This window comes from Mycolicibacterium wolinskyi str. Jessa 2025 (assembly GCF_049241375.1).
GTDB lineage: Bacteria > Actinomycetota > Actinomycetes > Mycobacteriales > Mycobacteriaceae > Mycobacterium > Mycobacterium wolinskyi.
Genome location: NZ_CP185960.1, coordinates 5042983 through 5055416 on the forward strand (window position 1 = coordinate 5042983; position 12434 = coordinate 5055416).

Genomic DNA, 12434 nt, shown 5'->3' on the forward strand with positions numbered 1-12434 from the left:
CCGCACCGCCCACCCGATGCGCTTGGTCGGTGATTAACTGACCGCACAATGAGCTTGAATCAGCTGTACCTCACCCTGTTGGTGGGCGGCCTTGTGTTGCTCGCGAGCATCGTCGGCACGCGCGTGGCAACCAAGGTCGGATTTCCGAGCCTTCTGTTGTTCCTTCTGGTCGGTGTCGTGCTCGGCGTGGACGGTATCGGGCTTGACTTCGACAACGTCGAACTGGCGAGGAACGTCTGTACTGCGGCGCTCGCGGTGATCCTCGTCGAAGGCGGTTTGACCACGCGGTACTCCGACATCCGCCAGGTGTTGGCTCCCGCGGCCTCGCTGGCCACCCTCGGCGTCCTCATCAGCACACTCGTCACCGCGGTCGGGGCTCATCTGCTGTTGGACATGCACTGGCAGCTCGCGTTGTTGTTGGGCGCGATCGTCGCGTCGACCGATGCCGCGGCGGTGTTCTCGGTCCTGCGCGTCCTGCCGTTGCCCCGCCGCCTGGCGGGGCTGCTCGAGGCCGAATCGGGGTTCAACGACGCGCCCGCGGTGATCCTCGTGCTGATGTTCAGCGTGGTGCCGTTCGTATTGGATCCGGAGGGCGCGGTCACCGACCTCATCTACGAACTGCTCGCCGGCATCGCGCTCGGTCTTGCGGTCGGATTCGTCGGAGCGCAGGCGCTTCGTCGTATCGCATTGCCGGCCTCCGGTCTGTACCCGATCGCGACGTTCGGGCTGGGGCTCGTCGCGTTCGCCGCCGCAGGCAGTGCGCACGCCAGCGGCTTCATCGCCGCGTATCTGGCCGCGGTGGTGCTGGCCAACTCCGGGCTGCCACACCGGTCGGCGACCCGATCGTTCGCCGAGGGCGTCGGCTGGCTCGCACAGATCGGGCTCTTCGTGTTGCTGGGCCTGCTGGTGAACCCGCACGATCTGGGCTCCGACATCATCCCGGCGATCGTGATCGGCCTCGTCCTGCTTCTGGTCGCCCGGCCGCTGTCGGTGATGCTGTCGCTCGTCGCCTTTCGAATCCCGTTTCGCGAACAGCTTTTCCTGTCCTGGGCCGGGCTGCGCGGCGCCGTCCCCGTCGTGCTCGCGACCTTTCCGATCGTCGCGGGCGTCCCCGACAGTTACCGGCTGCTCAACATCGTCTTCGTCCTGGTGGTGATCTTCACCCTGGTGCAGGCACCCAGCCTGCGGATCGTCGCGCATGGGCTCGGCCTGGTGAGCCGGGATACCACCCGCGAGATTCAGGTGGAAGCCGCACCGCTGGACGTGATCGACGCAGATCTGCTGACCATGACGGTGCGCCCGGGATCGCGGCTACACAACGTCACGATTCTCGAACTGCGACTGCCCGACCCCGCGGTCATCACCCTGATCATCCGCAACGGTCACACGTTCGTCCCGCTGCCCGACACGCGCATCGCGGTGGGCGACGAACTGCTGATCGTCACGACCAGCAGAACCCGCGCTGCCGCAGAAGCTCGGCTGCGGGCCGTCAGTCGACGGGGCAAGCTTGCGTACTGGTTCGACGAGTACGGCCATCCGGACTGATCGCGACCAGGCCGCTCAGCGCCTGCGGCAGCGGACCCACGTGCAGGACGCCGAGGCGCTGCGTCGCCCGCGTGAGCGCGACGTAGAGCTCGGCCGCGCCGCGCGGCCCGTCGGCGAGGATGCGTTCGGGCTCGACCACCAACACGGCGTCGAACTCCAGACCCTTGGTCTCCGAGGCCGGTACCGTGCCAGGCACGCCCGGTGGGCCGATCACGACACAGGTGCCCTCGCGTCCGGCTTCGTCCTGGTTGAATTCAGCTATGGCAGAGGCGAGTTCATCGCCTGAAACCTGTCGTGACCACGGCACCACACCGCACGCACGAACCGATTCCGGCGGCTGCGCATCCGGGGCGAATTCGGCGAGCACCGCGGCGGCGATTGCCATGATCTCCGCGGGGGTGCGGTAATTCACGGTCAACGACCGGTACACCCACCGATTGGGCACGTAGGGCTGCAGCATCTGATCCCACGACGTCGCCCCGGCCGCGGACCGGCGTTGGGCGAGATCGCCGACGATCGTGAACGACCGGCGCGGGCAACGGCGCATGAGTACCCGCCAGTCCATCTCCGACAGTTCCTGGGCCTCGTCGACTACGACGTGCCCGTAGGTCCAGTCCCGGTCCGCAGCGGCTCGTTCGTCGAGTTCACGGTTGTCGCGTTCCTGGAAACGCTCCGCGAGATCTTCGGCGGCGAGCAGGTCGCCGGCGAGCAGGCGGTCCTCGTCGTCCATCAGATCCTCACGGGCGACCATCAGTTCGAGCACGCCCGCGGCGTACGCCTCCTCGACCCTCCGTTCCCGCTCGGCGGCCAGGTCCGCGGCCTTGTCACGCCCCAGCAGGTCGACGAGCTCGTCGAGCAACGGTACGTCCGACACTGTCCACGCTTCGCCGTCGGAGCGCCACAGGGCCTCGTCGGCACCCGCGGCCCGGAGCCGCTCGTATGACGTATACAGTTCTGCCAGAACGTTTTCCGGCGTCAGCACCGGCCACAACTTGTCGAGTGCGGCGGCGAACTGTTCGTGGTCTTCGAGCTCATTGAGCACGTCGGCGCGCATCTGCTCCCACGCGTGCTTGTCCTCGCGGGTCAGCCACCCCCGGCCGATCCGGGCGACGGCCCGTTCGATGACCACGTACGTGACGACGTCGACGAATTCGGCACGGGCCTCGTTGTGCGGCAGGCCCGTTTTACGCGCCTCGTCCCTGGCCCACTTCGCGGTCTCGGCGTCGATCTGCACCGTGACGTCCGAGAGGTTGATCGGGATCGGATCCTCCGGCAGTTCCTGGCGGTCCGCGACCGCCGCGGCGAGCACGTCGAGGATCTTCAACGAACCCTTCAGCCGTGCCGCAGCCGGCGTGTCCTCGGCCGTCACGCGAAGACCCGGCACGAAGTCGCCCGTCGTCATGAACACGGCCTGCGACTCACCCAGCGACGGCAACACGCGGCCGATGTGGTTGAGGAATGCCGGGCTCGGCCCGACCACAAGCACGCCGTGCCGCTCCATCTGCTTGCGCTGGGTGTAGAGCAGGTAGGCGACGCGATGCAGCGCGACCACGGTCTTGCCGGTGCCGGGACCGCCCTCGATCACCAGCACCCCGGAGTGATCGAACCGGATGATCTCGTCCTGCTCGGCTTGGATCGTCGCGACGATGTCACGCATGCCCTCACCGCGCGGGGCGTTGACCGCGGCCAGCAGCGCGGCATCCCCGGGACCGTCGCGCTCATCGCCGAGTTCGGCCCCGGTCGGCCTGCCGAGGATCTCGTCGGTGAAATCCATCACCCGCCGGCCACGCGTGTGGAATTGGCGACGGCGGCGCATGTTCTCGGGGCTCGCGGCCGTCGCGACGTAGAACGCGCGCGCGAGCGGCGCACGCCAGTCGAGCAACAACGGCTCGTAGTCGTTGTCACGGTCGAGAATGCCGAGGCGGCCGATGTAGAGATGTTCGCCCTCAACGGTTTCCAACCGGCCGAAACACAGGCCGTTGTCGGCGACGTCGAGTCGCTGCATCTCCTTGGCCATGGCGCGCACCTCTGCGTCGCGGCCCACGAAAGCCCCGCCGTCCTGGGCGTCGACCGGGCTCCGCAGCGCGTCCTGGTACCGGCGCTTGGCGTCAGCACGATCGGCATCGAGTCGCGCATACAACCCGGCCACATAGTTGCGCTCGGACTGCAGTTCGTCTTCGTACTCTCGATTCGACACGTGCTTCTCGTTATCCCATCTCTCCGCGTCCGGCTCCGGCCAGCGATTTTGCGCCATCACCCCGGCCTTGCCGCAAGCCCCCTGTCCGCTATACGTTGGAAGGGGAACGGAGCAGCAGCTCCTCCTTATTCTTTCCCATAGCCATCCGTGGGTGCGGGCTCGCGACCGTTAGTCAACGAGGCCCGGTACCCAATTGTTCCGGTCGCTGCTTCTTCGACGGTCGCCTCGCCGTTGTCACGAGACGGATGGGTGCACGAATCAGGCCTGCACGGCCCCGAGCGTGATCTGGGTGGTCTGCGTGTCGCCCGACGGATCTTCGTACGTCAACGTCACCTGGTCGCCGGGGGCCTTCGAGCGGACCGCGGCGATGAGCGCTTCCGGCCCGTCGATCGGACGGTCGTCGATCTTGGTGATGACCATCCCGCTGCGCAGCCCCGCCTGCGCGGCCGGGCCACCGTTGGCGACGCCGGCGATCGCGGCGCCGTTGGCACCGCCGGCAGTGCTGAGCTGCACGCCCAGCGACGCGTGCTGGACCGTGCCCGTCGAGATCAGTTCATCGGCAATGCGTTTGGCCTGGTCCACCGGGATCGCGAAACCCAACCCGATCGAACCGCTTTGTGCCCCACCGGAACCCTGTCCCCCGCCGAGAGACGCGATTGCGGAGTTGACGCCAATCAGCTCGCCGTTCATGTTCACCAGGGCACCGCCGGAGTTACCCGGGTTGATCGCGGCATCCGTCTGGATCGCGTTCATCACCGAGGCCTGGCCCGTCTCCTCGTCACCGGTGGCCACGGGACGGTCCAGGGCGCTGATGATGCCCGTCGTCACGGTGCCCTGCAGTCCCAGCGGGGAGCCGATCGCCACGACGTCCTGGCCGACCTTGAGGTCCTTCGACGATCCGATCGCGATCGGGGTGAGTCCCGAAACCCCTTCGGCGCGGACCACGGCCAGGTCATCGGCCGGGTCCGTCCCAATCACCGTGAACGGTGCGGTGCGACCATCCGAAAAGGTCACCGTGGCCTGCGGAGCCGCAGCGGTGCGCGCCGTCGGAGTGTCCGATCCAGGACCAAACAGGCCGCCGAATGGATCCTGGCCGTCCGAGCCCATCGGCCCACCGAGGCCGGGCAGCGGGCCTTGTTGCGAGGCAGCCTCTTTGGCCGCGGCCACCACGTGATTGTTGGTCAGGATCATGCCGTCCGGGCTGATGACGATGCCCGACCCCTCGGCGCTTCCCTGGCCCAGGTCGATCTGCAGCTTCACCACGCTCGGCAGCACCTTGGCCGAGACCTGCTCGACCGAACCGTTCGGCGCTGCCGCCGCGGGAAGCCGCGGGACGTCAGCCGGCTTCGGCGCGGTCGCTGCCGGTGTCGCGGAGTTTGCCGTCGGCTGGGCTTCGTGGTTGACCACCGCGATGCCCGCGACCGCACCAGACGTCACCGCAACGGCAGCCATGCCTGCGACGAGCGCGCCGACGCGGCCCCGGGATCGCTTCTGCGGCTGGTCATTATCGGGAAATTGCACCGGGATGCGTTGTGTGTCATTGATATCCGCGGATCCTTCCGGGAACGGCGGCTGCGAGATGGCGCGCGCACCGCCGTACCTCCGATAGCCTTCCCGCGACCACGGGCTCGGATACTGCTTTCTCGCATGATGTCCCGGAACCGCCTCGTAATTGTCCGGAGACGGCGGGTACTCTGGCCGATGCGTCATGGCGTACGTTCTTCTTCCTCTAAGAGTCGACGACGAGCTGCGCGGCCGCGCCGCGCTCTCCTCCAAGGTGCCCGTGTTCGCTGAGGGTGTGCTGAGAAGACGTTCTGCGCACGCCAAGACTTTGCCGAGACCTTTGGTGGGGGTTGCGACCCGCGGAGATGACAGATGACTTTCGACTAGCGGAGCCAAGGGGATTCGAACCCCCTACCCCCAAACCGGTGGGATGTAGACGTCTGTGCGGGGCGCAACGCCCCATAAACCAAACTCGTCGACGGGTCCGCTACTCCGGCTCCAATTCCGAATGCTTCAGGATGGTTTCGTAGTCCCCTCCCCCATAGAAGATGCCGACAATCACCACCCTGTTCGCCCAGTACTGCGAACGCGACGATCGCTCGGCGCTTGAAGCCCTATGACCCGGAGCCCCTACCGGGGGTCGTCACGAGATCGTCCACATACCGCGCCGCGACTGCCGTGCTACTCGCGGCTATATAGCGGTACAACTCGATGAGTTGATCTTCCGCCGCCGGTGTGAAGGCGACGCTGACCGTCACACGGTTCCGGCCTGCTCCGCGGCCAAGCGTGCCCGCACGGCCTGCGCGGTAATCGCCCGTGCGCGATCCGCAACCACGGCGTCATAGGCGGCGGCCACCTCATCGCGAAGCCAGGATTCAACCGCTTGATCACGGGCAAACAACGCCCGCAGACCTTCGCGGCCGGCAGCGGTCCCCTGCCGGGGTCGTTGAACCATGGATGATTTCTGGTTTCCCGCGGTTTCCGGTGAACGCTCCTTCGAGAGCGATATCACCCGCGATATCGCACTTGAGAAAGCACTTCGCCTTGTCCTGGCGTTACCGGTGTTACGCATGTGACCAAGCAGCGCCACGTCCACCCAATGAAAAAGCCCGCTGAACGCGGGCTTCAAAACGTGGAGCTAATAGGAAGAAACTCGAACCTTGCGCACTTGTCAAAAAAGTGGCATGACCTGCAAGAACGTATCAATACCTCGCCATCCCGATCCGAACCGCCCAGGCGGGGTGACCAGATACCTCGCTCCAAACGCTTCCTCACCCCAGATGACATAGCCATCATCGTCGAGCGCTACGAAGCCGGGAACACCACAGCGGATATAGGCAGGCACTACGGCATGTCCAAGACGAGAGTCGCGACAATCCTCCGCGAACACGGTGTTGTTATCCGACGCAAAGGTATAACTGCCGACCAAGCTAGGGAAGCCGCCGAGCTTTACGCCGCCGGCAAGTCTCTTGCTTGGATCGGTGATCGATTGGGGGTTTCGCACACCACTGTTGCGGCCGCACTGCGGACGCAGGGAGTCAGGTTACGACCGCGCCCAGGATGGGGACAGCGCTCACAGGGTTAACTACCGAATCCTTTAGAGACGTGCTGCGACTCCGCGCTGGCTCCCAATCGACTCCATCTCCCCATACTTCTGGCGCCAAGGAATGACGCCCCGGACTCCGCCGGTCGGGTCAACCATGTCACCTGACTGCCGCGGAATGAGGTGGCAGTGAGCGTGACCGACAGTCTGGCCGGCGGCGTCGCCGCAATTCCACCCAACATTGAAGCCGTCCACGCCAATACGGACCAAATCGGCCCGCAATCGCTGGAGCGCCCGGTGGGTGTCTGCTAGCTCAACTTGCGTCATCTCGAAGTAATCACTGCAGTGACGCAGCGGTATGACTAGAACATGATGCGGTGTTACGGGATAGGCGTCTGGCAGGACATAGACGGAGCCGACGATGAGCGCCTCTGGCGCGGCGGACAATGCGCAGAACTTGCAGCCGTCGGTCATTCTGTTTTCATCCCAACGCCCGACTTAACTGCGCGAAGTAGTTCATCGTGCATCCGATTGATGTCGTCTTCGAAGCTCTTCGGAAAGTAAGTTAGCTTTCCCTTGATCTGACCGGGCGCCCCACTAAATGCGCGGTCAAGGAGCCTCCGGTGAACCTCCCATTGCGCCTTGAATGCGGATTGCCCCAGGTCAAGCCCTGATTTCGATTCGAGGATCTCCCCAATCTTCTTGTTGATACCCAGCACCTCCTCCACGATCTCCCGTGCCATCGCGTTCCCACGGATCTCGTCAAGGTGGTCCAACATGTGCCACTCTTCTCCGGCCACAACGCCAAGCTCGTCGAAGAGTGCGTCTCGGAGCACCAGGTTGCCACCGAGCAGCGTCTTAATCGGGGCGTAGAACTCGTTGAGCGCCTTCACCCGAAGGTCACGCAGGGCCGTTGTGCGCTCTTTCCGCATGGTGAACAGGTACTGGATCACGCTGCCAAGAACAACGGTGATCAGTGCAGCGATGACGGCAGGTCCGCCGTATGTCTCCCACCAGCCCTTCGATGTGTCCATCCCGCTCGTCGAAGTCGTCTCGGCTGCAGCTAGTACGACGTGTCCCACTGATGCCAGGAATGTCACAGGTTCCGAGATTGCCATGCCACGAGCGTATCGACGCCCACCGACAAGTTCGTCCCCTCATTAGAACGTGAAAGTTCCGTGCTAGTACCACTACTTTCGACCGGCTCGCCCCCCTCTGTCACAGTTCGCTGCTATACAGACGGTGCGTCGGATGAAGGGGGCAGAGACCGCGATGATAGATGACACGATGCCGGACGAGGTACAGCCGCGGAGCTGGTCAGATGCATTTCCATGGATATCTGGAGCCTCAGGAATCGGGGCCGTGGACTGGTGGAACGAGCCGATCGAAAGCACCAGTGCTGACGCTCGGCAAGCACGCCTAGCCCAAATTTCGGCGCTGGCGATGGAGCGGTTGACGCGCTGGACCATCGGTGAGATCTTCCCAGGCCTGCCGGGCAATATTGATGTGCTTGGGCTGGACATTCCGGCACGTGCACGCAATGCATTCGGCAAATACGGACGTTCGAAGCCGGGCCGACTGCAGTCCATCAGTCTCGACGACATGCTCGGCTGGCAGAACATGGGCGTCGGGACTGCTGACGCGATCTTGCAGGCATTGGCCGACGTATCGACGTCACAAGCGACAGCCACCATCAGGGCGACGCCTTCCGGGCACGATTCTATCTCTGTGTCGTTCTCTGTACCGGCACATCCTGCGTGGGCGGCATCCCTAATTGAGGACGTCAACAGAATCGCCGCTTGGTACCGCACGGTAGGGAGGGTCGATCAGCCACTAATAGGCGGCCACATCCCTCCCGGGACGCCCGACGAGATCGTCAAGGCTAGACAACGCATCGAGGCACTTCGAGTGAGCGATGTCTCCAGCGAGCCGGAGACCGAACGTGACATCGCAGCACTGTTCGACGAGGCCCTCAGCGTGCTCGATTCCCGTGCGATGGACATTCTAGAGGCGCGACTGTTCGCCGATGATCCGCCGACTCTTGACCAGCTTGGCCAGAAGTATGACGTCACGCGCGAGCGAATCCGCCAGATCGAGGGTAAGGCACGCGGCACCATGATGACGGTGATCTCCGAAGAGGGACCCTTGGCAATGGCCGCCGAGAGTGCGCGCGACCTCATCGGGACTATCCGACCACTCGACGATCTCCTGGAAACAATGCCGGCACTCGGCAAGAATGTCGACCGTGCGGGTCAACCCGCCTGGAGAGTGCTCGACCGACTAGATGACGCATATGAGATTGAGGGCGGGTGGTGTGTCGTACCCACGATGACCGCCGCGCTGGAGTTCACACGGACCCAATTGGCCGAGCGAGCAGATCAATTCGGTGTCGTTCTGCTCGGCGACCTGGACTTGATCGAGTCGCAGCGGACCGAGCATCGACCTAGCTTTACTGCGTCGTGGCTGGCGCACTGCGGGTACGTCATTCAGGGCGAGTCTGTCCTGACGCGCACATCATCCGTGGGCGACTACGCAGCCGCAGTCCTGTCCTTGGCGGGATCGCCGCTCAGTTCTCAAGAGATCGTCGATCAATTCGTCTTCGACCGGAGCGCTCGTTCACTGGGCAACGCTTTGGGCGCAGATGTTCGATTCGAACGTGTGGACCGGGACCGCTGGGCACTCAAAGAGTGGGGCATGGAAGCATACACGGGCATCCGGTCGATGATCCGAGAACTCGTCGCACGTGGCGGTGGTCGCGCGCGATTGGAGGACGTTGTCGAGTACATCACCGCTCGATATAGCGTCAGCGGCAGCAGTGTGATCGCTTATGCAGCTGCGGCACCGTTCACCACCAAGGACCGAATTGTGCAGTTAGGTGGAGAACGTACCGTCCGCAAATCACCCCAGCAGACTCGGCGTCTCTTCCGGCGGTTGGGCGCGTGGAGCTATCGCGTGCGCATTACCACCGACCATCTGCGCGGCAGTGGTTCCGTTGCGCCGATGGCTATCACGACGATCCTCGATCTCAGTGAGGGCGAGACGCTGCAGCTCGATTCTGCGCTCGGACCACAGTCAATCGCCTGGACTGGCATCCAACCGCAATTCGGAACGATTCGTCGGTTCCTTATGGAGGAAGACGTGGCGGCCGACACCGAGGCGTTCCTCGTCATCTATGACGACCACACCTTTAGTTTCGAGCAGGCGCGGGACCTTATCGGTGACCCACTTGCTGACGCTCTGTCGCTAGTCGGAGCGCAACCAACGTCTGACCCAGCGGCGGCCCGCATCGCCCTGGCGACGGCGATCGCTCTACCTGAGGACGCTCCTGTCGCCAGCATCATTGGTGACTACCGCGCCCGCGGCGATAATGACGTCGCGGATCTGCTGCTCGCTATTCGCGAGCAACTTGAGACGGGCCATGTTCCGGCGGTCCGCACCCATAGCGCCGAAGTGGACGAGATCCTGGACCTTCTGTGACCGACAAACCCCGCGGCCTCCGATCACTCACACTGCACAATCGCTATCGCAGTGACAGGGAAGACGTCGTCGGTAGTTTCTTCGTACCTGCGTTCACCGTGGCAACGAGTTATAGCCGAGCGGTTGGCTATTTCACTTCCACCAGCCTGGCGCTCTATGCCCGCGGTATCGAGGTCTTCGCCGGGCGCGGTGGATCAATGCGGCTCATCGCGTCGCCTCACCTGAACGAGGACGACATCGTCGATATCGAACGTGGCTACGATGTGCGCGCCGTCATGGAGCGCGCCACGCTGCGGGAGCTGGAAAGTGACGATCAGCCGGTCACAGTGCTTGACGGGCTCGGTCTGCTGGGGCGACTTATTGCCGAGGGCCGACTCGACATCAAGCTGGCGTTCGTGGAGCAGGATGGGCGGGTCGGCATCTACCACGAGAAGATCGGGATCTTCCGCGACGATCTCGGAGACCTTATCGGGTTCACCGGCAGCAGCAACGAGACGTACGGCGGCCTAATGGCCAATTTCGAGTCGGTAGAGGTCTACAGCGGGTGGGTCTCTGGAGACGGCGTGCGAGCGCTGCGATTGGAGAGCGACTTTCAATCATTGTGGTCGAACCAGACTCCGAATCTCCAGATAGAGCGTTTTCCTGACGTGGCGCGCGACCGGCTCATCAAGCTAGGAAACGACAGGCCGCACCGGCCGCTGCCGGGCGTCGACAACGCCTTGACTCCAGCGTCGGCGGTGGTCAGCGAGCCATCTCGCCTGAGCATTCCCTCAGGCCTTGAAGTCCGTGACTATCAACGGGATGCGGTCGTCGCGTGGCTAGGACAGCAAGGCCGCGGCATCCTCAAGATGGCCACGGGCACGGGTAAGACAAAGACGGCGATGATCGCAGCGACCAAGCTTGGCGATCTACTTCGGCAGCGTGAACAGCCGTTGGTGTTGCTAGTCTTGGCGCCGCTCACCCACCTCGTGGATCAGTGGATCTCCGAGGTCGAAGGCTTTGGCGTCCGGCCGATTGCCGTATATGAATCGAGCGAGAAGTGGCTTCCTGTCCTAGAAGAACAGCTCGCCGCAGCACGTATGGGGCAGCGTCCTGTAGTCGCCATCGTCGCCACCAATGACTCCTTTTCAGGCCAGCGATTCCAATCGGTCTTGGCGCGTATTTCGCAGCCGCTTCTCGTAATCGCCGACGAGGCACACAATCTCGGCTCTCAGACCTTCCGTTCGTCGCTCCCCCAGAACGCTACATACCGGTTGGGATTGTCAGCGACACCCGAACGTTGGTTCGATGACGAAGGTACAGATGCACTTACCGGATATTTCGGGCCAGTCTGCTTCGAGCTCGGACTTGCTAAGGCAATCGAGATGGGCGCGCTCACGCGATACCTTTACGTCCCGAGGCTGATCGAGCTGAACTACGCTGAAACCAATCTCTACGTCGACCTCTCGGCACAGATCGCGAAGCGGATCGCGTCGGGCGATGACCTCCGGAACTCGGATCCCACTTCACCTTTGGGGTTTTTACTACGTCAACGAGCTGGGGTGCTGGGACACGCCGAAGGTAAAATTGCTGCCTTGAGGGACGATCTGACTGCACGGCGCGACGAGTGGTTCCAACTCATCTACTGCGCCGAAGGTCGGCGACCGGCAGAGCCGGGCGAGCCGCCAGGACCGAAGCAGGTCGACGAGGTGATGCACCTCGTTGGCAATGAACTCCACTTGTCGGGACACACCTACGTGTCGGACACACAGCGGAGCGAGCGCAAAGCGCTACTGCGGCGGTTCGGCAGCGGAAGCGATCTCCGCACCCTGATCGCGATGCGCTGCCTTGATGAGGGAGTCGATATCCCCGACGCCCGAATCGGCTACCTGCTGGCGAGCAGCAGCAATCCCCGACAGTTCATCCAACGCCGCGGACGGTTGCTCCGCCGTGCGCCGGGTAAGGATCGTGCCGAGATCCTCGATTACCTGGCCGTTCCGCCAGATGGAACACCGATTAGTTTTACGATTGAACGCGCCCTCCTCGTTCGAGAGCTGGAGCGGGCCAACGAGTTCGGGAAGCTATCGGAAAATTACGAGACGACGCTGCAAGTATTGCGTCCACTCAAAGAGCGCTACCAGCTCATGGACATGTGAGTAACAGACGCTGCTGGTGAGGAACCGAAAGTGA

8 protein-coding genes are annotated in these 12434 nt (G+C 63.5%); 3 read left to right on the top strand and 5 right to left on the bottom strand.

Annotated elements, in window-relative coordinates:
* The first annotated feature begins 48 nt into the window (after positions 1-48).
* Entirely contained in the window at positions 49-1545 is a 1497-nt protein-coding gene (locus tag ACOI2T_RS24935; protein WP_409505871.1) for a potassium/proton antiporter, read from the top strand.
* Here ACOI2T_RS24935 and helR read toward each other — a convergent pair.
* The 5 genes from helR to ACOI2T_RS24960 form a co-directional block, all read right to left on the bottom strand.
* A complete protein-coding gene (helR, locus tag ACOI2T_RS24940; RefSeq protein ID WP_409505872.1) occupies positions 1490-3742 on the bottom strand; it encodes an RNA polymerase recycling motor ATPase HelR in 2253 nt (750 codons plus the stop codon). The two genes, ACOI2T_RS24935 and helR, sit on opposite strands and share 56 nt — an antisense overlap.
* Before the next feature lie 258 nt (positions 3743-4000).
* A complete protein-coding gene (locus ACOI2T_RS24945; RefSeq protein WP_409505928.1) occupies positions 4001-5194 on the bottom strand; it encodes a trypsin-like peptidase domain-containing protein in 1194 nt (397 codons plus the stop codon).
* A gap of 805 nt (positions 5195-5999) precedes the next feature.
* Positions 6000-6200, bottom strand: coding sequence for a hypothetical protein (locus ACOI2T_RS24950; RefSeq protein ID WP_409505873.1), 201 nt, complete (start codon positions 6198-6200; stop codon positions 6000-6002).
* 642 nt (positions 6201-6842) lie between these two features.
* Positions 6843-7262 (bottom strand): HIT family protein, encoded by a 420-nt coding sequence (locus ACOI2T_RS24955; protein WP_421874583.1) that lies wholly within the window; start codon positions 7260-7262, stop codon positions 6843-6845.
* A complete protein-coding gene (locus ACOI2T_RS24960; RefSeq protein WP_421874587.1) occupies positions 7259-7906 on the bottom strand; it encodes a hypothetical protein in 648 nt (215 codons plus the stop codon). Before ACOI2T_RS24960 ends, ACOI2T_RS24955 begins: the two co-directional genes overlap by 4 nt.
* A 244-nt stretch (positions 7907-8150) precedes the next feature.
* On the opposite strand from ACOI2T_RS24960, the gene ACOI2T_RS24965 reads away from it, so the two are divergent.
* Positions 8151-10265 (top strand): sigma factor-like helix-turn-helix DNA-binding protein, encoded by a 2115-nt coding sequence (locus ACOI2T_RS24965; RefSeq protein WP_421874590.1) that lies wholly within the window; start codon positions 8151-8153, stop codon positions 10263-10265.
* Positions 10262-12400 (top strand): DEAD/DEAH box helicase family protein, encoded by a 2139-nt coding sequence (locus ACOI2T_RS24970; RefSeq protein WP_421874593.1) that lies wholly within the window; start codon positions 10262-10264, stop codon positions 12398-12400. The genes ACOI2T_RS24965 and ACOI2T_RS24970 overlap by 4 nt, the downstream gene beginning before the upstream one ends.
* The last annotated feature ends 34 nt before the right edge of the window (positions 12401-12434 follow it).